We start from the raw sequence: 22448 nt of genomic DNA, 5'->3' as shown, positions 1-22448 counted from the left end.
ATCGAGGTTGTAAATGCAGGGTTAACAAACAAAAAAACCGGCCATGACGGCCGGTTTCAGGTTCAGGAGGGAGCGCTCTCTCAGGCGGCGTGCACCACCGGATTTTGCTGGGATAACCCCTCCAGCTCGCCCGGGGCAAAGTTGTCCACCTGGATCGCCTCGTAGCGCAGGGCATCGGCGGCCAGCAGCTTGTCCGCCTCGTCCTTGCTCAGGATGGACTGAGACAGAGCAGCGGCCACCAGCTCCGGCAGCGCCAGTTTGCGGGGCAGTTTGCCCTCTTTCTGGGCCTGCACCAGTTTCTTCTCGTAGGGCTGCACCGAGACCATGGCCTGGAAGGCACGCTCCATCAGGCCGACCGGATCCGCCTCGTCCTTGCCTACGTAGCACAGCGCCGTCAGACGGTCGCGAAACTCGCCCGGCTTCATCATGGCCAGACAGATGGCGTGGCAACGATCGTCGGCCGGCATCTTGTAACCGACGCCGAACGGGAACACCACCCGCTTGAGCACTGCTCCCACCACCTTGTTCGGGAAGTTCTGGAAGAAGCCCTCGAACGCCTTGCCAATCAGGTAGAGGTTGCGCTCCACCGCGTACTGCACGAACGGCAGATCGGAGACCATGCGGCCCTGATCCTCGTAGTGCTTGAGGGTGGCGGAGGCCAGGTAGAGGTGGCTCAGCACGTCACCCAGACGGGCGGAGATCATCTCCTTGCGCTTGAGATCGCCACCCAGCATCAGCATGGAGACGTCGGCGCACAGGGCCAGCCCTTTACTCATGCGAGACAACTGCTTGTAGTAACGGGCGGTTTCACCGGCCACCGGCGCGCTGTTGAACTGGCCAAGGGTCAGCCCCTGGAACAGGGAACCGAAGAAATTGCCGGCGCCGAAGGCGATGTGCTTCATCAGCAGGGCGTCAAACTTCTCGAGACCGCGCTCCACGTCGGTATCGGCCGCCGCTTCCAGCTCGGCAAACACGTACGGGTGACAGCGGGTGGCGCCTTGCCCGAAGATCATCAGGTTGCGGGTCAGGATGTTGGCCCCTTCCACCGTGATGGCCACCGGAATACCCATGTAGGCGTAGCCGGTGTAGTTTTTCGGGCCCAGCTGGATGGCGCGGCCGGCGTGGATATCCATGGAATCATCCATGATCTGGCGCGCCATCTCGGTCATGTGGTACTTGGAGATCGCGGTGACGATGGCCGGAGCCTGACCCAAGTCCAGGGAACCTGCGGTCATGCGACGGGCCCCTTCCAGCTGATAGGTGAGGCCGCCGATACGGGCCAGCGCTTCCTGCACCCCTTCAAACTTGCCGATGGACATGCCGAACTGCTTGCGCACATAGGAATAGGCGCCCACGGTGCGGCTCGCCATGTGACCGCAAGCGGTGCCCAGAGCAGGCAGCGAGATGCCGCGACCGGCGGAGAGGCACTCCACCAGCATGCGCCAGCCGCGACCGGCGTAATCCGGGCCACCGATGATCCAGTCGAGCGGAATGAACACATCCTTGCCGAAAGTCGGGCCGTTCAGGAACGCCAGACCCATGGGGTAGTGGCGATCGCCAACACGCACGCCCGGGTGGCTGGTGGGGATGAGGGCGCAGGTGATGCCCAGCTCTTCCTTGTCACCCAGCAGTTTTTCCGGGTCATAGAGTTTGAACGCCAAGCCCAGCACGGTGGCACGGGGCGCCAGGGTGATGTAACGCTTGTTCCAGTTGAGGCGAATACCCAGCACCTCTTCACCCTTGTGCATCCCCTTGCAGACGATCCCCTTGTCAGGAATGGCGCCCGCATCGGAGCCCGCTTCCGGCCCGGTCAGGGCGAAGCAGGGTACTTCCTTGCCGTTGGCCAGCCCCGGCAGCCAGAAGTCCTTCTGGGCCTGGGTGCCGTAGTGCATCAGCAGCTCGCCCGGGCCAAGGGAGTTCGGCACCATGACGGTGACCGCCACGCTCAGGCTCTTGGTGGCAATACGAGTAACGATGGTGGAGTTGGCAATCGCCGAAAATTCGCGGCCGCCGTAGGATTTCGGGATGATCAGGGAGAAGAAGCCTTCCTTCTTCAGATAGTCCCACACCGGCTCCGGCAGGTCTTTGGTTTCGTTGACGATCTTGAAGTCGTCAACCATGGCGAGCAGGGTTTCGACCTGGTTGTCGATAAAGGCCTGCTCCTCTGCGGTCAGCGTCGCCTTGCCGTAGCCGTGCAGTTTTTTCCAGTCGGGGTTGCCGCGAAACAGCTCCCCATCCCACCAGACGGAGCCGGCTTCCATGGCCTCCCGCTCGGTGGCAGACAAGGGCGGCAGTATCTTTTTGAAGATGCCGAACACCGGGCGGGTGACCACCTTTTTACGGATGGAGGGCACGCCGAGCACGACGGCTATCGCCAGCACCAGCAGGATAAGCAATGTGATCATACCGAAGTTCCTTCTATTTCACTGTTTCCGTTGATTTATTGTTGGTTGTTACACGGCCAGGGAGAGCCTGGTCGACTCCACTGGTGCCCCGACTCCGGACGCCAGATAAGGAATGACGTTGCGTACCAGCCCCTCCACATCGAGCTGCTGGCCGAAATCTGCCTGGGCGATGTCGCGCAGCGCATCGGCCGAGGCCATGGTGAACACGACGGTGCCCAGGGTGAAGTGCAGCCGCCAGAACAGATCCGCCGGCGACAAGGCCGGGTTGGCCTTGGAGATGGCCTGGGTGATCCGCTGCAAAATGGGGCCGTAGTGGGCGGTGATGAAGCGGCGCAGGTGACCCTGGCTGTCGATGTAGCCGCGTCCCAGCAGCTGCATGAAGATGGCCGGGCCGTTGGTGCGCACCGCCACCAGCTTCATCAGCGGGTCGACGAAGCTCTCGAACACCTGCAGCAGGGTGAGCTGCTCCTGCGCCATCAGGGTATGGAGGCGTGCATCCAGCTCGGGCATGAACAGGCTCAGATAGCGATCGAGCACCGCCTGGATCAGCTCCTTCTTGGAGCCGAAGTGGTAGTTCACCGACGCCAGGTTGACATCGGCCTCGCTGGTGATCAGACGCAAAGAGGTATCGGCGAACCCCCGTTCGGCAAACAACACCTCAGCGGCATCGAGAATGCGGTTTTTGGTATCGATTTTACTCACAGGACACCTCACTTAAACGAATGTTTAAAAAGTACGTTTCACAACCTTTTGTGTCAAGAGAATGTGAACAGGTGTTAGTGAAATGTTTTTGTTGAAAATGGGGAACAAGGCGGGAACTTCACGGACGAATCGGACTCTATATCTATGCCACTGCAATTAAACATTAAGTCTCGCCCAACCTGCTTCATGCTAGTTGGGCATTTTTTTGCCCGGTAACCTCGCAGCGTGCTGGCAAACAGGCAAAAAAACCGTCGCAGGGCGCGACGGCGGGGAAATTAGGTTGCACCATCCTGATCCAACCCATCGATGCGAGTTCAGGCTTTCATCGATGACGCCATCATGACCGCCAAGCGTGTTCAAACTTTGTCAGCCAGACCCCAATTTGTGACAAAGTATGACAAGCCACGACATGGTCTCGACCCGCCGCCTTTGCTATGCTGGCGCCTCACGCCAGAGGGGAAGATAAGATGAAGTACACGGTCGATACCCACACCCACACCGTCGCCAGCACCCACGCCTACAGCACCATTCACGACTACCTGCCCATCGCCAAGGCAAAGGGGATCAAGCTGTTCGCTACCACGGATCATGGCCCCGACATGGCCGATGCCCCCCACTTCTGGCACTTCGTCAATCTGCACGTGTTGCCACGGGTAGTCGACGGGGTCGGCATCCTGCGCGGTATCGAAGCCAACATCAAGAACATCGACGGTGAAATAGACTTCCCTGAGCGCTACGAGTCGCGGCTCGACATGATCATGGCGGGCTTTCACGAGCCGGTGTTTCCCCCCTGCGACCAGGCCACCCACACCCAGGCCATGATCAACGCCATCAGGAGCGGCCGGGTCGACATGATAAGCCACCCCGGCAATCCCGCCTTCCCCATCGATATCCAGGCCGTGGTCAAGGCAGCGGCAGAGTATCGGGTGGCGCTGGAGCTCAACAACTCCTCCTTCAGCCACTCCCGCCCGGGCAGTGAAAACAACTGCCGCGCCATCGTCGAGGCAGCGCGGGATATGGGTGCCTACCTCACCTTCGGCTCCGACTCCCACGTGGCATTCAGCCTCGGGGATTTCGAGCACTGCCACCGACTGGTCACCGAAGCCGGCTTCCCGGCAGAGCGGATCCTGGCGCGCTCCCCCCGTGCGCTGCTCGATTTTCTCGAAAGCCGCGGCCGGGCCCATATTCCGGAGTTCGCCGACCTCTGACATTGACCGTAACTCCATGAGCCCACTCATAAAACTGAGCACAGCTCATTGACTTGCCCCGCTGTTTTCGGGAATCTAGTGGCACGCCGGTATAGCTCAGTTGGTAGAGCAGCGCATTCGTAATGCGAAGGTCGGGGGTTCAACTCCTCTTACCGGCACCAATCACGCAAACAACAACGCCGCATAAGATATGCGGCGTTGTTGTTTATAGGATGTCTGGGCTCTACTGCATTGGGCTGGCAGGCTTGAACCGGCTCACGCCTGCAAACCTCCCAGTTCATAGCAGCAACAGATTCTCCTGCTGGCGGGAGGCTGTCACCAGCACCGGAATGGACTTGGAGGTGGGGGTAAACGAACCGGCGCCGATACTGTCGATGGGCACCAGCGGGTTGGTCTCCGGATAGTAGGCCGCGATGTTGCCACGCGGGATCTCGTAGATCACCACCACAAAACCGGTCACGCTACGCTCGCGTCCATCGTTGCAGATGGCCGCCATGTCGACCCGATCCCCTTCGGCAAAGCCAAGCTGGCGAGCATCCGCCTCGTTCATGAACACCACGTTGCGCTGGCCCTTGATGCCGCGATAACGGTCATCCATGCCGTAGATAGTAGTATTGTACTGATCGTGAGAGCGCAGGCTCTGCAGCAGCAATACCGGCTGATCCACCATCTGCTCGGCATGGCGGGTACACTCCGGCAGCACAGAGTGCGGCAGGGTGCTGGCACGAAACTCGGCGCTGCCGCTGGCAGTATTCCAGGTCAGCAGCGCCGCGGAGTTATCGAGATGAAAACCGCACGGCTGCTGGATACGGGCATTGAAATCGGCAAAGCCGGCGATGGTCTGCTCGATAAGATCGCGAATACGAGCATAGTCATCGCGCAGAGCCAGCCAGTCGACCCGCTCGCTGCCCACGGTGGCATGAGCCATCCGCGCCACTATGTCGGTCTCGGAGAGGCAGAGCGGCGACACCGGCTCGGCTGCGCCGGTCGAGGCGTGCACCATGCTGAAGGTGTCCTCCACCGTGATCTTCTGGTTACCGCTGCGCTGGATATCGAGCTCGGTACGACCAAGGCAGGGCAGGATCAGCGCCGCCTTGCCCACCTGCAGATGGCTGCGGTTGAGCTTGGTGCTGATCTGCACGTTGAGCTCGGCCTTTTTCATCGCCCCGTAGGTGAAGTCGGTATCGGGCGCCGCTGCCGCCAGGTTGCCACCCAGGCAGATGAGCACCTTGCTCTTGCCCTCGTGCAACGCCTTGAGCGCCTCGTAGACATTGTGGCCACGGGCCCGCGGCAGGCTCAGCTGCAGGTGACGCTCGAGCCGGTCGATAAAGGCGGCGGTGGGCTTTTCGTTGATCCCCATGGTGCGGTTGCCCTGCACGTTGCTGTGGCCCCGTACCGGACAGAGTCCCGCTCCCGGCTTGCCAATCTGGCCGCGCATCAGGTGCAGGTTGACGATTTCACGGATGGTATCGACCGAGTGCAGATGCTGGGTCACCCCCATGGCCCAGCAGCTGATGATGCGCTGGCTGGCGGCAAAGACCCGGGCCGCCTGCACGATGTCGGCGCGGGTCAGGCCGGATTGCTGCTCAATCGCCGCCCAATCGGTGGCACGCACCTGAGCCTCGTAGTCGGCAAAGTGGTGGGTGTGGCGGGCGATGAAATCGCGATCCACCGCCTCAGGCGCCTCTTCCAGTATGTACTTGGCCATGCCGCGGATGGCGGCCATGTCGCCACCCAGTTTCGGCGTCAGGTACTGGTGGCTGATGGTGGTGGCAGCCGGGGTCAGCAGTTCAAGCGGGCTCTGCGGGCTGGCGAAGCGCTCCAGCGCCACCTCTTTCAAGTTGTTGAAGCTGACGATCTTGCAGCCGCCACGTGCCGCCTGGCGCAGGGCATTCATCATGCGCGGGTGGTTGGTACCCGGATTCTGGCCATAGACGAACACCGCATCCGCCTGATCGAAATCATCCAGCACCACAGTCCCCTTGCCGATACCGACCGACTGGATCAGCGCTACCCCGCTCGCCTCGTGGCACATGTTGGAGCAGTCGGGGAAGTTGTTGGTACCAAACAGGCGGCCAAACAGCTGATAGAGGTAGGAAGCTTCGTTGCTGGCACGCCCCGAGGTGTAGAACTCCACCTCGTCCGGGTTATTCAGCCCCTTGAGGGTGTCGGCGATCAGGGTGAAGGCGTCGTCCCAGCTTGTTGGCTCATAGTGATCGGTCGCCGGGTTGTAGCGCATCGGCTCGGTCAGCCGCCCCTGATACTCGAGCCAGTAGTCACTCTGGGTGGCCAGCTGACGCACCGAGTGGGCGGCGAAAAACTCGGCCCCTACCGTCTTGCCAGTAGACTCCCAGGCCACCGCCTTGGCGCCGTTCTCACAGAACTGGAAGGTGCCGTGGTCGTTGTCACCCCAGGCACAGCCCGGGCAGTCGAAACCGTCGGTCTGGTTGACCCGCAGCAGGTTCTTGATGTTCTGACGGGTCTTCTGGCTGCGCAGCACCTGTTTCATGGTGGATTGCAGGGACGAAAAACCGCCGGCTTTGGCGGGCTTTTCAATATGACTCATGGCACTCTCCGATGGGATCCGCCGGGCGATAGCTCGAATAGCTGACCGGGGCATCAAACTTGGGAATATGAACGACGTTGAGGTTGTATTTGAGGGCCAGCCTGACCGCCAGCTGGCTGGGCGATGCCAGGCAGATGAGATGACGGGCACCAAAGCGGACGGCTTTTTGCACCAGCTCGCTACCGCAACGGCTGGTCACCACCAGGGTGTCGCACGCACTGTGCTGACGCAGCAGCAGGCCGATCAGCTTGTCGAGGGCATTGTGGCGCCCGATATCTTCCCGGCAATGCAGGATCCGGCCCTCGGCATCCAGCGCCAGCGCCGCATGCAGGGCGCCATGCTGCTGACCCTTGAGCTGCCACTGGGCGATCTGCGGGCGCAGCCCCGCCAGCAAGGCCCCATCCAGCGGCGGCGTCAGCGGCAACACCGGCAGTGCGGGCAGCGCCTGCTCCACCGCCGCCACGCCGCAGATGCCGCAACCGGTCGCCCCGGTCAGCCGGCGTTTGTGCTGGGCCAGAGCAGCCAGGGAACGGTTGGCGATGGTCACATCCAGCACAATACCCTGTTCGGCTGGCGCAACCTGGATGTCGTGGACCTCGTGGTTGTGCCGGATGATCCCCTCGCCAAACAGAAAGCCGACGGCAAAGTCGTCGAGATCGTCCGGGGTCGCCATCATCACCGCATGGTTGATGCCATTGATGTTGATGGCGACGGCCACCTCCTCCACCAGATGATCCAGTGAAGGCGAGGCAGGCAAATTGACGGGGATGTCGACAGGCGTGTAGGCAGGCATGCAGGTTGGCCTAAAAATGCAAACTGCATTCAAGTTTAGAGAGGCGGCAGACGCAAAACCAATGAAATAAATCTATATGGCAATAGAGTTGTTCTATTGACGGCGTTTTTTCAATTGATTAATTTTTAGGTTCATCCTCACCTCCCCAATGATCATGAACATCAAGCAGCTGCACTATTTCCACGAACTGGCCAAACACCAGCATTTTGCCAGAGCGGCCAAGGCCTGCCACATCACCCAGCCGACCCTCTCAGCCAGCATCACGGCACTGGAGAAGAACCTCGGCACCGATCTGGTGGTGCGTACCAGCCAGTTCGTCGCCCTCACCGAAGCGGGCGAGCTGGTGCGCCAGTATGCCGAACGAATGCTGCTGGAACAGGAGGCGCTCAAGCAGGAGCTGGCGCTATTTCATGGCGAGCTCTCCGGCACCCTGCGCATCGGCATAGTGCCCCAGTCCAATGTCGACATCATGCCGCTCATCGCCCGCTGCAAGCAGCGCTACCCCGATATCGTCATTCGTCTCTCGGTGCTCAGCAACGAAGCCCTGCTGTCACAGCTGGAGCTGCACCAGTGCGATATCGGGCTGGGGTTTGACGAGCCGCTCACCGGCGCCGCCAAACAGACTTTTCACCTCTATCCCCAGGGCAACAACCAGATGGCGGTGCTGATGAACCTCGACGAGGCGGATCAGCGCCTCCCCGGCGACGAGCTGACCCTGACCGCACTGCAGCAGCAGCCGCTGGTACTGCCCAGCCGCACCATGCAGTTTCGCAAGTACCTGGACCGCGCCGCCGAGCGGGCCGGCGTCCGGCTTGACGTGGTGCTGGAAACCGACTCCCTGTTTCACCTGGTGAGCGCCGTGCGCCACCGGCTGGGCTGGGCCATCGTCAGTGCCGGCCTCGCCCGCTCCGCCAGCAAGCTCTCGGATCTGGTCTGCCTGCCGCTGGCACCGCAACGCGACATCGGCCACACCGCCTTCATCACCCGCCAGCACAGCATCACCCCCGCCATGCGCGCCTTCCTCGAACTGGTGCAAGAGGCAGACGCCCCCCTTGAAAAATAAGGTGACGCCAACAAACACTCTGCTTTTTTATATTTCTGCCACGACCAAAGGTGGCAGAAATATATACCTTCCCACTAAAAAAACCGCGCCGTGGTTAAAGAGAAGAGATAAACCCTCAGAAAAATGATTGCTGCAATGAGGTAAATAAATGACAACTTAACCCCTATTCCGACTCCTTAAAATAGTTATTTATTATTAATAACGACTTTAAGCAGGAGATAAACAAGTCGTGATTAATTGACAAGTAAAGTTCTCAAACAAATCCAGCCAAAATATTTAAAGCGACTCTTTCATCTTTATTTCAAGGTTATTTGTGAAGCACCACACAATAACGACTTTTCCTCCCGCCCCCCATTTCCTCATATTGATGGCGATCAAGAATGATCATACCGTCTGGTCGGTATGATTGGGCCATGAACATTGAAACCCAACATAGAAAAAAAGACCCTGTACGTCTTTATCGACAACTGCTGGAGTCGGCCGCCACCATCGCCGGCCGGGATGGTATCGCCGCCCTGTCGTTGAACGCCGTTGCCTTTGAGGCCGGGGTAAGCAAGGGGGGCTTGCTGCACCACTTCCCCAACAAGCAGGCACTGATCTTTGCCCTGTTTGCGCGTCTGCTGGCCATCATGGAAGAGGCCATCTCAGCACTGATGGCGGCAGACAAGACCGCCTACGGCCGCTTTACCCGTGCTTACCTGCACTATCTTTCTGCCCCAGAATTGACGGACACCCAGGAGAGCCGCCAGCTGATGGTGCTCTCGCTGGCCATGCCGGATGAGCCGGTACTGCGACAATGCTGGCGTGACTGGATGCTGGCGCATCTGGCGCAAGGGGATGAGCTGGATAATGGCCATACCGGCACCCTGGTGCGTTATGCCGCAGACGGCATCTGGCTATCGGAATTGACCGAAGGGCGCACCATGAGCACCGAGCACCGTCAGGCGCTGGTCAAGACCCTGCATAATATGACGCTCCCCACGTGAAGCGGATGGATTGAGGCCGAGATGCGCTACCACATCAATGCCCGCTTCATTTATGACGCGACCGATGGTTCCCTGACTCAGCGGGAAAGCGTTGAGCCGGACAGCCAATTATCCATCACCGCCAATGCGCTGTTTTATTTTTTCTTGCGAAATACCGGGATAGTCAGCCGCGAGGAAGTGCTTAAAAAAGTCTGGGACGATAACGGATTAACCTCATCGAACAGCAACCTCAACCAATACCTGAGCATATTGCGCAAGGCTTTTCGCCACTACGATATCGACAATATCATCGTCACGGTGTCACGCGGTTATTTGCAGCTCAATCCCGAGGTCATCATCGAGCCTATTGAGCATGCGCCTGCACCGGCCATTGAAATAGTGCCTTCGCCCTCCACGCTGGCCGCCGCCGAGCCGGCATTCGAGCCTGCCGAATGGCCACTTCCCCTCACCTCCCATTCACGCGGCATCTGCTGGTACATCGCAGGGGGCTGCATGCTCGCGTTTGCCCTCATGCTGCTGGCATTTGGTCTCTTGAATGGCCGTGAGCCGCGCCCCGTCACCCTGAGCGGGATCCCCAACAGCCAGTGCGAATTGCTGGCCAGCGACGAGATGCTGCGCTCGGTCAGCGCCACGACCTACGGTGAGCATTTCGAACAGGTGCGCCAGCGTTTGAACGTCAGCTGCAAACCGGGCGAGCGTTTTTTGTTTTTCTACGGGGACAGACTGGAAACCAACGGCCTGGGCCGGGTATTTCTGGCCCACTGCGCCATGCACGAAGACAACCCGTTCAGCTACTGCGACAACTATTTCTACTACTCCTGGAAGCCGTGATGATACTTGCGCCGCGTCCCTTCTTTCTCTTCTCCTGCACCCTGTTTCTCGCCGCGGCACTCTATGCCTGTTATCAGCTGCCGACCGAAAATGATGGCATCATGAGCTGCGCCACCAAAGGCATCATGCGCTTTGAGGACATGAACAAAGAGAACGTCAACGGCAACATCCACTTCAATTTCGGCCGCCAGGGGAAAGGCTCCATGGTGGTTGAAGGCTATACCGATTCGGCCGCAGGCTGGCTCTACCTCCAGCGCTACGTCACGTTTACCTACAGCAGCAACCGGGTCTCCACCACCGAGCGTCAGTACCGCATCAACAAATGGGAAGCGAGCGCCTCCTCCATCGATCAGTCGCCGGACGTGATCTTCGACTACTTCATGCGCGAGATGTCCGACAGTCACGATGGGCTGTTTCTGAGTGCCCAGCGGCTCAATCAGCAGGCCATACTGCTGAGCTCCATCAACTCGCCGCTCTGGATCTGCACCCTCAAATCCGGCAGCAAACTGAACTAGTTCCGGCAATACGGCGGCAGTCCCGACCCAAGCGTCGACGACGCGCACATATCGCCCTGCCCCACAAGCTGACCCGCGCAAGCCCCTATGACGCCACCCCAATGTGACCTGTCCGCCTGTTTGCCCTGAAGGCAGTGCCGTGGTGACTGCCGGCCATCCCTTCCCCCGACTACACATCCGTGCCGACAAGACGCCCCTTGCGCATCACCAGGCAGGACCGGTTCCCGCTACTTTTCCAGCCCGTCCCATCCCCCCTCACGCCGGCATCCACATGACTCGCGCCCGCTCTCAATGCAACCTCCCCCGTCTGGCCCGCCGTCACTACCTTTATCTCTCCTTCCCGTCACACCCGGCTCACTTTTTACATTTAGCGTCGCCAGCAAAACATGAGCTCCGCCACAGTTAGCTGCCGGCCAAATTACCTCTCGACCCCCATTACCCAACAACTCATTAACATCGACCGACGATCTTTTCCCGGGCCTGAATTCGGCCTTATGCAAGGCATAAAATAGCCTCGTGGCCGCAGCATGAATAGATAAATACGGCTTATAAAAACAGTAAATTCAGAATAACAAACTAAATATCTCAATTTTACAGATTCAAATTCCACAAATACTGCCAATACCTATAGTGGCGATTGAACGCCGCAACCGTGGCTCAACGCCGTGACACGGACGGAGTTCCTTAACCACACCACACATATCTGTTCTGAGGAGATCACCATGGGTGATGCATTGGGGCTTATCGAAACCAAAGGTCTGGTGGCTTGCATTGAAGCCGCGGATGCCATGTGCAAATCCGCCAACGTGGAGCTGATCAGCTATGAAAACATCGGCTCCGGCCTGGTCACCGTCATGGTGAAGGGGGATGTCGGCGCGGTGAAAGCGGCGGTGGATTCCGGCGTGGAGTCGGCACAGCGCATCGGTGAAGTGGTGACCTCGCTGGTCATCGCCCGTCCGCACAACGACATCAACAAAATCGTCATTAAACACAAGGCTTGAGGCCGGGAGATCGCAAATGGGTGATGCATTGGGTTTGATTGAAACCAAAGGCCTGGTGGCCTGCATTGAAGCGGCGGATGCCATGTGCAAAGCCGCCAACGTCGAGCTGATCGGCTATGAGAACGTCGGCTCTGGCCTGGTCACCGCCATGGTGAAAGGCGACGTAGGGGCCGTGAAAGCCGCGGTGGACTCCGGCGTGGAATCCGCACAGCGCATCGGTGAAGTGGTGACCTCGCTGGTCATCGCCCGTCCGCACAACGACATCAGCAAGATTGTCGCCCACTACAAAATTGCCGAATAACGGGAGAGAACATGATGAAAGAAGCGCTTGGTCTGATTGAGACCAAAGGCCTGGTGGCCTGCATCGAAGCGGCAGATGCCATGTGCAAGGCCGCCAACGTCGAGCTGATCGGCTATGAGAACGTCGGCTCTGGCCTGGTCACCGCCATGGTGAAAGGCGACGTCGGCGCGGTTAATGCGGCGGTGGATTCCGGTGTGGAAGCGGCGAAACGCATTGGCGAAGTGGTCACCTCTCGCGTCATCGCACGCCCACACAACGACATCGAAAAAATCGCGGCGCAGCACAAGGCATGACCTGAGAGGGCACGCCCCGCCCGCACTTTTTTAGTCTGATGAAGGATAGATTCATGATTGAACTCGATACCGATTTGCTCTCCCGCCAAAACGCGAGAGAACTGGTGCGCAACGCCAAACAGGCGCAGGTGATTATGGCCACCTTTTCGCAGCAGAAAATCGACGCCATCGTGAAGAACGTGGCCGAAGAAGCCGCGCGCCATGCCGAAACGCTGGCGAAAATGGCCGCAGAAGAGACCGGTTTTGGCAACTGGCAAGACAAGGTGCTGAAAAACCGGTTCGCTTCGCTGCACGTTTACGATGCCATCAAAGAGATGAAGACCGTCGGGATCATTCATGACGATCAGGTGAAAAAAGTGATGGACGTGGGCGTGCCGCTGGGCGTGATCTGCGCGCTGGTGCCCTCCACCAACCCGACCTCCACCATCTTTTACAAAACCCTGATCGCCCTCAAGGCCGGCAATGCCATCATCTTCTCGCCGCACCCGGGCGCACGCCAGTGCAGCTGGAAAGCCATCGAGATCGTCAAGCGCGCCGCCGAAGCCGCCGGTGCCCCGGCGGGCATCGTGGATGGCGTCACCCAGCTGACCCTGGAGGCCACCTCCGAGCTGATGCACAGCAAGGACGTGTCGCTGATCCTGGCAACCGGTGGCGAAGGCATGGTGCGCGCGGCCTATGCCTCCGGCACCCCGACCATCAGTGGCGGCCCGGGCAACGGCCCGGCCTTTATCGAGCGCAGCGCCGACATTCACCAGGCGGTGAAGGACATCATCACCAGCAAGACCTTCGACAACGGCGTGATCTGCGCCTCCGAACAGTCGATCATCGTCGAACGCTGCATCTACGACGAGGTTCATCGCGAGCTGGCGGCCCAGGGCGCCTACTTCATGAACGAAGACGAAGCCGCCAAGATGGCTGCCCTGCTGCTACGCCCGAACGGCACCATCAACCCGAAAGTGGTGGGCAAGACGGCGCTCCATCTCAGCCAGCTGGCCGGTTTCAGCGTCCCCCCCAGCACCCGCGTGCTGGTGGCCGAACAGACCACCGTCTCCCACAGCAACCCCTACTCCCGTGAAAAGCTCTGCCCGGTGCTCGGCCTCTACGTGGAAGAGGAGTGGCGCGCCGCCTGTCATCGGGTGGTCGAGCTGCTGACCAACGAAGGGCTGGGCCACACCCTGGTGATCCATACCCGCAATCAGGATGTGATCCGCCAGTTCAGCCTGGAAAAACCGGTCAACCGGATCCTGATCAACACCCCGGCCGCCCTCGGCGGCATCGGGGCCACCACCAACCTCACGCCGGCACTGACCCTCGGCTGCGGCGCCGTCGGCGGCGGCTCCAGCTCCGACAACGTCGGCCCGATGAACCTGCTCAATATCCGCAAAGTGGGTTATGGCGTGCGCACCATCGAAGAGCTGCGCGCCCCCATCCAGCCGGTTGCAGTGCAGCCCGCCAGCGCCGCCCCGGCCGCGCCCCAGCCCTGCAGCATCCTCGACGATGCCCGCTTCAGTGCCCCGGCGCCGGCCTGCCACAGCGCCGACGACCGCTTTGCCGGCGCCAGCGCCGAGGTCGGCGGCGAGATCAGCGAGCAGAACGTGGAGCGGGTCATCCGTCAGGTGCTTGAGCGCCTTGGCAAGTAACCCATTGAGATAAGGCGATAAGAACCATGATTCTCGCAAAGGTAACCGGACATGTGGTCGCCACCCAGAAGTGCGATGAGCTGCGTGGCAGCAACCTGCTGCTGATCACCCAGCTGGACGATCAGCAGCAACCGATGAAGGACCGCTCCTGGGTCGCCGTCGACAGCGTCGGCGCAGGCATGCACGACGTCGTACTGGCCGAGGAGTACCTCGCGCTCAACAGAGACCGCTACAAGGCCATGTCGGTGGTCGCCATTGTCGAGAAGGTGTTTCGGGACGCTTGAGGAGTGAATGACCCAATGAGTGAATTTTTGCTGAAACCCCGGATCCGCTTCGGTCAGGACGCCCTGTCCGCCCTGGCCGAAGTGCCCGCCCGCCAGGCACTGCTGGTCACCGACCAGATGATGGTGAAAGTTGGCCTGGCCGAGCGGGTGACGCAGATCCTGCGCCAGCGCGGCATCCCGTTCCAGTGCTGGGACGATGTAGTGGCCGATCCGGACATCACCACGGTCGTGCGCGGCATGAAGCTCATGGACAGCTGCTATCCGGATCTGGTGATCGCGCTCGGCGGCGGTTCGGTGATTGATGCAGCCAAAGCGGTCATGTTCGCCCTGGCGCAAACCCGCCCGAACCTGGGGCGCGAGCGCCCCTGTTTCGTGGCCATCCCGACCACCAGCGGCACCGGTTCGGAAGTGACCAGCTTCTCGGTGGTCAAGGCCCGCAGCGAGAAGCTGGTGCTGGTCGACCCGTCATTGCTGCCAGATATCGCCATTCTCGATCCGTCGCTGGTGGCATCGGTACCGCCCGCCATCACCGCCGACACCGGGATGGATGTGCTGTGCCATGCGCTGGAGGCCTATGTCTCCCGGGCGGCCAGCGACTTTTCCGACGCATTGGCGGAGAAGGTGGTGCAGCAGGTCTTTCGCTACCTGCCCGCCTGCTGGCGCGACGGTCACGATCTGCTGGCGCGGGAGAAGATGCACAACGCCTCCTGCATGGCGGGCATGGCCTTCACCAACGCCTCGCTCGGCATCACCCACAGCCTGGCCCATGCCCTCGGCGGCGTGTTCCGCGTCCCGCACGGGCGTGCCAACGCGCTCCTGATGGCGCAGGTGGTGGCATGGAACGCCGACCACGACGGGCAGTGCTATACCCAAGCCGCCCACAAGTATGCCCGCCTGGCCCACCTGCTGGACCTGCCTGCCCAGACGCCGCGCGAGGGGGTCAACAGCCTGCTGGTGGCCATCCAGGCGCTCAAAGAGGAGATGAAGATGCCGGCCGGCATTGGCGATACCGGCCTCCTCGCTGCCGATTTCGACCAGCGGCTGGCGGAGATGGTCAGCCAGGCGCTGCGCGACAACTGCACCCCGACCAACCCGCGCGCACCGGATGCCCGGGCATTGACCGAACTCTATCGCAAGGCATGGTGCGGCACTCTCGCCGCCGGCCACTAAGAACAAGAACTGGAGAACCTACCTCATGGCACACTACAGCTTAACGCCGCGCGTCAACGTGCTGGCTGAACGTTTACTGGCGCACACCAGCACCCTGTGCACTGAACACGCCACGATTCTGAGCGGGCTGGATGGCGACATCGCGGGCATTCCCGCCGCCGTCAAACCGGCACGCCGCTTTTACGAGCTGATGCGCCAGCTGCCGCTGACCATCAGTGCCGACGAGTTGATTGTCGGCAACCAGACCCGCACCCCGCACGGCGCCATTTTCCACGATGACAGTGCCGGGCAGCGCCCATCCACCTTCCAGTTCCTGAATCTGAACAGCGCCATCGACTCCCCCGACTACAAGCTGGTGGTGGAGAAGGGCGTGCTGGCCATCAGGCAGCAGCTGGAAGAGAAAACCCGCGCGCTGGGCAGCGCCGTCAGCCGCAGCGGCATGGACGAGGTCAACGGCTGTCGCGCCGCCATCCACGCCTGCGATGCCCTGATGGCGCTGGCGCAAAACCTGGCCAACAGCGCCGAAACCCTGGCCGCCGCCGAAACCAACCCGTTCCGCCAGGCCGAGCTGCGCGACAGCGCCGCCATCTTGCACCATGTACCGGCCCATCCGGCGCGCAACTTCAAAGAGGCCTGCCAGTCGTTCTACCTGTTCCAGCTGGCGCTTCAACTCGACAACGGCAGCTATGCGGTCAACCCGGAAGGGGCCGACAAGGCGCTGCTGCCCTACTTCCAGCGCGACATCGCCAACGGCGCGCTGACCGAGCAGCAGGCGTACGAGATCGTCGAGTGCCTGTGGTTCAAGCTGGCAGAGCTGAGCGAAGTGCGCGCCACCTGCGCCATCGATGGCTACCCCATGTTTGATGCCCTGCTGCACGGCGCCAGCCTGGAGCAGGCGAGCATCAACCCGCTCTCCGAGATGTTCCTCTGCGCCCAGCAAAACCTGAGCGCCCTCAAGCTGCCGGTTCGCCTCTTTCGCGCGGTGCAGCACGTCTCCGCCGTCCCGTTTGCCGCCTGTGCCGATACGCCGGTGATGGAGGGGCTGACGCCGCGCCTGCAGCGCCTGCGCAACCACTATCTGACCGTGCGCCCCAGCGTCTCCATCTACCGGGCACTGGCCTTTACCGAGGTCGTCAAGGCCAACCCAGGCATGCCGACCATCTTGCTGCGGGCCAAAGCGTTCCGCCACGCCTGCGAAACCGCCCCCATCCTTATCCAGGACGACGAGCTGATCGTCGGCCACCCATGCGGCAAGCCGCGTGCCGGCGCCTTCTCGCCAGACATTGCCTGGCGCTGGGTACGCGACGAGCTCGATACCATGAGCACCCGCCCACAAGATCCCTTTGAAATCAGCGAAGCGGACAAGAAAACCATCCGCGAAGAGATAGTGCCGTTCTGGGAAGGTCGCTCGCTGGACGAGATTTGCGAAGCGCAGTACCGGGAAGCCGGCGTCTGGGCTTTCAGTGGCGAGACCTTCGTCAGCGACCTCTCCTACCACCAGATCAACGGGGGCGGCGACACCTGCCCGGGCTACGACGTGCTGCTGTTCACCAAGGGGATGAACGGCATCAAGGCCGACGCCCAGGCCCATCTCGATCAGCTGAGCATGGAGAACCCGGACGACATCGATCGCATCTACTACTACAAGGCAGCGGTCGAAACCTGTGAAGGGGTGGTCAACTACGCCCGCCGCATCGCGGCCCATGCCCGCGAACTGGCGGCCAAAGAGCAGGATGCCCAGCGCCGCACCGAGCTGCTGACCATCGCCGAGGTGAACGAGAACGTGCCGGCCAACCCGCCCAAGACCCTGCAAGAAGCGCTGCAGAGCATCTGGACGGTGGAGTCGCTGTTCGAGATCGAAGAGAACCAGACCGGCCTGTCACTCGGTCGGGTCGACCAGTACTGCTACCCCATGTTCGAAGCGGATATCCGCGAGGGTCGTCTGACCCACGAAAGCGCGCTCGAGCTGATGCAGGCCTTCATCATCAAGTGTGCCGAGCTGATGTGGATGTCGAGCGAGCTGGGGGCGAAATACTTCGCCGGCTATCAGCCCTTCATCAACCTGACCGTGGGCGGCCAGAAGCGCAGCGGCGGCGATGCCTGCAACGATCTGACCTACCTCATCATGGATGCCGTGCGGTTCGTGAAGGTCTACCAGCCGTCGCTGGCCTGCCGCATTCACAACCAGTCACCGCAGAAATACATGGAGAAGATCGTCGACGTCGTGAAGGCGGGGATGGGTTTCCCGGCCTGCCACTTCGATGACTCCCACATCAAGATGATGCTGCGCAAGGGCTTCGACTTTGAAGACGCCCGCGACTACTGCCTGATGGGCTGCGTCGAGCCGCAAAAATCGGGGCGAATCTACCAGTGGACCTCCACCGGTTACACCCAGTGGCCCATCGCCATCGAGTTCGTGCTCAACCGGGGACGCATGGTGCTGTTCGACAGCCATCAGGGGCTGGATACCGGCGATCTGCGCGATCTGCGCACCTTCGAGCAGTTCGATGCGGCGGTGAAACAGCAGATTGCCCACATCGTTCGCCTGTCGGCCATCGGCACCGTGATCAGCCAGCGCGTGCATCGCGACGTGGCGCCGAAACCGCTGATGTCACTGCTGGTGGAAGGTTGCATGGAGAAGGGCAAGGACGTTGCCGCCGGTGGCGCCGTGGTCAACCACGGTCCGGGGCTCATCTTCTCGGGGCTGGCGACCTATATCGACTCCATGGCAGCAATCCGCAAGCTGGTGTTCGAGGAGCAAAGATACACTCTCGAACAAATTCGCGATGCCCTGCTGGCCAACTTCGAAGGGTTTGAAGCGCTGCGCCGCGACTGCCTCAATGCGCCCAAGTACGGCAACGACGACAACTACGTCGACCAGTACGCGCTGGATATCACCGAGTGGACCGAGCGAGAGTGCCGCAAGTACAAGATGCTCTACTCCACCCTGAGCCACGGCACCCTCTCCATCTCCAACAACACCCCCATCGGCGAGCTGACCAACGCCACGCCGAACGGACGCCTGGCCTGGATGCCGCTCTCCGACGGCATCAGCCCGACCCAGGGGGCAGACAAGCAGGGGCCGACGGCCATCATCAAGTCCGTCAGCAAGATGAACGTGGAGACCATGAACATCGGCATGGTGCATAACTTCAAGTTCCTCAAGGGGCTGCTGGATACCCAGGAGGGCCGCCATGGCCTCATCACCCTGCTGCGCACCGCCTCCATCCTCGGCAATGGCCAGATGCAGTTCAGCTATGTCGACAACGAAGTGCTGAAAAAGGCGCAGCAGGAGCCGGAGAAGTACCGCGACCTCATCGTGCGCGTCGCCGGCTACAGCGCCTATTTCGTCGAGCTGTGCAAAGAGGTGCAGGACGAGATCATCAGCCGCACCGTGATTGAGAAGTTCTGATCGATGTGTTGATAACCCGTCTTTCTTAATCGCCAAAATAACCGGAAGTACTCCGCAATGGCAGGTCGCAAATAATGCGACTGCGGCCTGCCACATCCGGAGAGGAGGCAAGCGTGATCGCAAATAATGAATTAACCGGCCGCATATTCAATATCCAGAAATATTCGATATATGACGGCGATGGCATTCGCACGCTGGTTTTTTTCAAGGGCTGCAACCTTCGCTGTCCCTGGTGCGCCAACCCTGAAGGGCTCAGCAGCCAATTTCAGGTGATGTTTTCCCACGACAAATGCATCAACTGCGGTGACTGCGTGAATGTCTGTCCGGCCGGAGTCCATTACCGGGCCGAAGAGAACGGCAGCATGAAACACTTCGTCGATCGCAATAAGGATTGCATCGGCTGCCGCAAATGCGAAGAGGTCTGCACCCAGCATGCGCTGGACATCATGGGCAAGGATGTCACCGTCAGCGAGCTGATGGAGATCATCATGCAGGACTATGACTTTTACATCTCCTCCGGCGGTGGCGTCACCATCGGCGGCGGCGAGATGAGCCTGCAGACCGACTTTGCCGTCGCGCTGTTTAGCGAATGCAAGAAGATGATGATCAATACCGCCATCGAGACCCAGGGCACCACCTCGCTGGCCAATTACCAGCAGCTGGCTCCCGTCACCGATACCTTTTTGTTCGACATCAAGCAAATCAACAGCGAACAGCATAAGGCGATGCTGGGTATCGGCAATGAAGGTATTCGCCGCAATCTGGAATGGCTGGTTGATTACGGCGCCAAGGTGATTGTGCGCATGCCGCTCATCCGTGGATATAACGATTCATGGGATGCCATTACCGGTGCCATCGAATACGTACAGAAATTGGCAAAGCGGGGAAATATCTTGCGGATCGACATGCTGCCGTACCACCAGCTGGGCCGCAAGAAATATGAGCGGCTGGACATGCCCTACCCGATTGCGCAAGACCCCTCTTACACGCCGGACGAATTGGATCGGCTGGAGGCCTTCTTTGCACAATTTGATTTCGATATTCGCTTGGTCCGCCATTAACAGGAGTCGACGATGAAAAGTTTGGGCGTAATTGAAACACGAGGATTGGTCGCCGCCATTCAGGCGGTGGACGCTGCCTGCAAAGCGGCAGGCGTCAGCTGCATCGGCTATCGCAAGGTGGGTTCCGGGCTGGTGAGTGTCTGCTTCGAAGGGGAGATCAGCGCCATCCACACCGCCATCGAGCGTGGCGTCGCGGTGGCCGCCACCATTGACCAGCAGGTCCATTCTCTGGTGATTGCCCGTCCTGAGCCAAGTGCGGTAGCGGCGCTCGGCAACCTCAAGGGCTACCCGCCGCGTGTACCGGCCAGCACCAGGACCGAGCTGACGGCCGCAGCCCCGGCCCTGCCACCGCCAAGCGGTACCGATACCGAACCGGCCACCCCACCGGCCAGCCAGCCTGCCGCCGAACAGGCGGAAGACCGACAGGCCGCGGCAAGAAAAGGGAAGAAAGCATGATCGATCCCCAGCTGCATCAAAAGATCGCCGCCCGTCTGAGCCTGGTCAGCCCGGCGATCCCGGTCGGTATCTCGAATCGCCACGTTCACCTGGCACAACAGGATGTGGAGGCCCTGTTTGGCAAGGGCTACACCCTGACGCCGCTCAAACCGCTGCGCCAGCCGGGCCAGTTTGCCGCCGAAGAGTGCGTCACCGTGGTCGGCCCCAAGGGCTCGCTAACCCGGGTGCGGGTACTCGGCCCGACCCGGCCGGTTTCACAGCTGGAGATCTCCCGCGCCGACTGCTTCACCCTCGGCATAAAGGCGCCGGTCCGTGAGTCAGGCCAGCTGGAAAATACCGGCAGCGCCCTGCTCATCGGCCCCGCCGGCCACGTGGAGTTGCGCTCCCAGGTGATTTGCGCCTGGCGCCATATCCACCTCTCGCCACAAGACGCCCGCCAGCTGAACGTGACCCACGGCCAGAAGGTGAGCGTACGCAGCGACGGCGAGCGCCAGTTGACCTTCGATGAGGTGGTGGTGCGGGTGCGCGACGATTTCGCCCTGGAATTTCACATCGATACCGAAGAGGCCAACGCCGCCGGCTTGAAAAACGGCGCGCAGGTCAGGCTGCTCGGCTAACGGAGATCCCCATGACCGACCAACAGATTGAACGCCTGGTCGAACAGATACTCAGGCGCCTGCAGCCGCCACTGCTGGTGATGGTGACCGCGGCCCAGGGCTATCGGCAGGTCATTCGAAACCGTCTGGCCGGCTGTGGGCAGCCCCTGCAGCTTGCGCTGGCAGCAGACATCGAGGATGTCGCGCTGTGGCAACCGCTGGGGGAGACAGTGCCGGCGAGCATCTGGCAACAGGCCCTGCCGCCCGCCTCCTATCGCGCACTGGTGCTGCCCTTTCTCGACTACCCGCTGGCGATGGATCTGCTGAGCGGCTCACTGCAAAGCCCCGTCGCCCGGCTGCTGCACGATGCCCTGCTGAGCGGCTTGCCGGTACTGGCGCTGCGCTATCACTGCGATCCCGCCAGCGAGCTGAACCAACTGCTGGGGGCGCAACCGGGCGCGCCATACGCCGGGCACATGCAGGCGGCGCTCAGCCGTCTGGGCGAGATCGGTGTGGTGCTGTGCACCATGAATGAGCTGCTGGAGAAGCTGGCACCGGCGAACGACGCGGCCCCGGTACCGGCGGGCGCGGCGCGCCGTTATCTCACGGTCAGCGATGTTGAGAAAGATCCGACGCTGGCACAGACGGCCGAGGCCCAGCTGACCGATGCCGCCATCGATTTTTTGAAAAGCAGAAGAAAAGAAAAACAACCTTACCTTAAATAACAAACCCGGAGTTTAACTTATGTCTTCAAAAACAAAATGTTGGCTATGGATGCTGCTAGTGATCGTGTCCGAAACCTCGGCCACCTCCACTCTCAAGATGTTTGGCAGCAGTGAAGGAACCACCAAGATGCTACTGCTCGGTCTGCTCGTGCTGCTCTATTGCACCTGCTACTACTCCCTCTCCCGCGCGGTAAAAGACATCCCCGTTGGGCTTGCCTACGCCACCTGGTCCGGCACCGGCATTCTGGTGGTCTCCACGCTGGGGATGGCGTTTTACGGCCAGCACCCGGACACCGCCGCCATGATCGGCATGGCCGTCATCGCCAGCGGCATCGTCATCATGAACCTGTTCTCCAAGATGGGCAGCGAAGAGGGCGCCGATGCCTCCGCCGAGCCTCTCTCTCCCCCCATGAACAACAACATCGCCAACTGACAAAAAG

Annotated in this window: 21 protein-coding genes and 1 tRNA gene; 18 read left to right on the top strand and 4 right to left on the bottom strand. The window is 60.7% G+C overall.

Annotation, left to right across the window (positions count from 1 at the left end; translation table 11 throughout):
• Positions 1 to 80 precede the first annotated feature (80 nt).
• Together ACPDZI_RS06310 and ACPDZI_RS06305 are read right to left on the bottom strand one after the other, a co-directional pair.
• On the bottom strand, positions 81 to 2405 hold the full coding sequence (locus tag ACPDZI_RS06310; protein ID WP_168966011.1) for an acyl-CoA dehydrogenase: 2325 nt from the start codon (positions 2403 to 2405) through the stop codon (positions 81 to 83).
• Between the two features lie 48 nt (positions 2406 to 2453).
• The gene (locus ACPDZI_RS06305; RefSeq protein WP_011705252.1) at positions 2454 to 3107 is read right to left on the bottom strand and encodes a TetR/AcrR family transcriptional regulator; all 654 of its coding nucleotides are present in this window, start codon (positions 3105 to 3107) and stop codon (positions 2454 to 2456) included.
• 467 nt (positions 3108 to 3574) lie between these two features.
• Here ACPDZI_RS06305 and ACPDZI_RS06300 point away from each other — a divergent pair, with 467 nt between their 5' ends.
• A complete protein-coding gene (locus tag ACPDZI_RS06300) occupies positions 3575 to 4315 on the top strand; it encodes a phosphatase (RefSeq protein WP_118881649.1) in 741 nt (246 codons plus the stop codon).
• An 85-nt stretch (positions 4316 to 4400) separates the two neighbouring features.
• Positions 4401 to 4476 (top strand) — tRNA-Thr (locus tag ACPDZI_RS06295).
• 116 nt (positions 4477 to 4592) lie between these two features.
• Here ACPDZI_RS06295 and ACPDZI_RS06290 read toward each other — a convergent pair.
• Entirely contained in the window at positions 4593 to 6881 is a 2289-nt protein-coding gene (locus ACPDZI_RS06290) for an FdhF/YdeP family oxidoreductase (RefSeq protein ID WP_438834210.1), read from the bottom strand.
• The gene (gene fdhD, locus ACPDZI_RS06285) at positions 6868 to 7674 is read right to left on the bottom strand and encodes a formate dehydrogenase accessory sulfurtransferase FdhD (RefSeq protein WP_323943784.1); all 807 of its coding nucleotides are present in this window, start codon (positions 7672 to 7674) and stop codon (positions 6868 to 6870) included. Before fdhD ends, ACPDZI_RS06290 begins: the two co-directional genes overlap by 14 nt.
• Positions 7675 to 7822: 148 nt before the next feature.
• Here fdhD and ACPDZI_RS06280 point away from each other — a divergent pair, with 148 nt between their 5' ends.
• The 16 genes from ACPDZI_RS06280 to ACPDZI_RS06205 all read left to right on the top strand — a co-directional run bounded on the left by ACPDZI_RS06280 (position 7823) and on the right by ACPDZI_RS06205 (position 22441).
• Positions 7823 to 8737 (top strand): LysR family transcriptional regulator, encoded by a 915-nt coding sequence (locus tag ACPDZI_RS06280; protein WP_268031396.1) that lies wholly within the window; start codon positions 7823 to 7825, stop codon positions 8735 to 8737.
• A 413-nt stretch (positions 8738 to 9150) separates the two neighbouring features.
• Positions 9151 to 9723 carry a TetR/AcrR family transcriptional regulator gene (locus tag ACPDZI_RS06275; protein WP_024946438.1) on the top strand — a complete coding sequence of 191 codons (573 nt, stop codon included), beginning with the start codon at positions 9151 to 9153 and terminating at the stop codon, positions 9721 to 9723.
• Positions 9724 to 9744: 21 nt separating this feature from the next.
• Complete coding sequence (locus ACPDZI_RS06270; RefSeq protein WP_438834209.1) at positions 9745 to 10554, top strand: winged helix-turn-helix domain-containing protein; 810 nt, start codon at positions 9745 to 9747, stop codon at positions 10552 to 10554.
• Entirely contained in the window at positions 10554 to 11069 is a 516-nt protein-coding gene (locus ACPDZI_RS06265) for a FidL-like protein (protein ID WP_438834208.1), read from the top strand. The genes ACPDZI_RS06270 and ACPDZI_RS06265 overlap by 1 nt, the downstream gene beginning before the upstream one ends.
• A 722-nt stretch (positions 11070 to 11791) precedes the next feature.
• Entirely contained in the window at positions 11792 to 12070 is a 279-nt protein-coding gene (locus tag ACPDZI_RS06260; RefSeq protein ID WP_010634659.1) for a BMC domain-containing protein, read from the top strand.
• A 16-nt stretch (positions 12071 to 12086) separates the two neighbouring features.
• Positions 12087 to 12371, top strand: a complete 285-nt coding sequence (locus tag ACPDZI_RS06255; protein WP_011705244.1) for a BMC domain-containing protein — start codon at positions 12087 to 12089, stop codon at positions 12369 to 12371.
• Between the two features lie 11 nt (positions 12372 to 12382).
• Positions 12383 to 12664 carry a BMC domain-containing protein gene (locus tag ACPDZI_RS06250; RefSeq protein WP_017408466.1) on the top strand — a complete coding sequence of 94 codons (282 nt, stop codon included), beginning with the start codon at positions 12383 to 12385 and terminating at the stop codon, positions 12662 to 12664.
• Between the two features lie 53 nt (positions 12665 to 12717).
• Entirely contained in the window at positions 12718 to 14304 is a 1587-nt protein-coding gene (locus ACPDZI_RS06245; protein WP_438834207.1) for an acetaldehyde dehydrogenase (acetylating), read from the top strand.
• A gap of 26 nt (positions 14305 to 14330) precedes the next feature.
• Positions 14331 to 14588: a EutN/CcmL family microcompartment protein gene (locus ACPDZI_RS06240; RefSeq protein WP_010634663.1), complete on the top strand. Its 258-nt coding sequence runs from the start codon at positions 14331 to 14333 to the stop codon at positions 14586 to 14588.
• 15 nt (positions 14589 to 14603) lie between these two features.
• Positions 14604 to 15758, top strand: coding sequence for a 1-propanol dehydrogenase PduQ (locus ACPDZI_RS06235; RefSeq protein WP_438834206.1), 1155 nt, complete (start codon positions 14604 to 14606; stop codon positions 15756 to 15758).
• 25 nt (positions 15759 to 15783) lie between these two features.
• Positions 15784 to 19170, top strand: a complete 3387-nt coding sequence (gene cutC, locus ACPDZI_RS06230; protein ID WP_438834205.1) for a choline trimethylamine-lyase — start codon at positions 15784 to 15786, stop codon at positions 19168 to 19170.
• Positions 19171 to 19283: 113 nt separating this feature from the next.
• Positions 19284 to 20231, top strand: coding sequence for a choline TMA-lyase-activating enzyme (cutD, locus tag ACPDZI_RS06225; protein ID WP_049048312.1), 948 nt, complete (start codon positions 19284 to 19286; stop codon positions 20229 to 20231).
• Between the two features lie 12 nt (positions 20232 to 20243).
• On the top strand, positions 20244 to 20687 hold the full coding sequence (locus tag ACPDZI_RS06220) for a BMC domain-containing protein (protein WP_438834204.1): 444 nt from the start codon (positions 20244 to 20246) through the stop codon (positions 20685 to 20687).
• Positions 20684 to 21304 carry a phosphate propanoyltransferase gene (locus ACPDZI_RS06215; RefSeq protein WP_045790354.1) on the top strand — a complete coding sequence of 207 codons (621 nt, stop codon included), beginning with the start codon at positions 20684 to 20686 and terminating at the stop codon, positions 21302 to 21304. The genes ACPDZI_RS06220 and ACPDZI_RS06215 overlap by 4 nt, the downstream gene beginning before the upstream one ends.
• Positions 21305 to 21315: 11 nt before the next feature.
• On the top strand, positions 21316 to 22008 hold the full coding sequence (locus ACPDZI_RS06210; protein ID WP_438834203.1) for a hypothetical protein: 693 nt from the start codon (positions 21316 to 21318) through the stop codon (positions 22006 to 22008).
• 19 nt (positions 22009 to 22027) lie between these two features.
• On the top strand, positions 22028 to 22441 hold the full coding sequence (locus tag ACPDZI_RS06205; protein ID WP_076361195.1) for a DMT family transporter: 414 nt from the start codon (positions 22028 to 22030) through the stop codon (positions 22439 to 22441).
• Positions 22442 to 22448: the final 7 nt, after the last annotated feature.

The sequence above is a fragment of the Aeromonas oralensis genome (assembly GCF_049665575.1).
Taxonomy (GTDB): domain Bacteria; phylum Pseudomonadota; class Gammaproteobacteria; order Enterobacterales; family Aeromonadaceae; genus Aeromonas; species Aeromonas hydrophila.
This window is presented reverse-complemented; position numbering and strand designations above follow the sequence as displayed.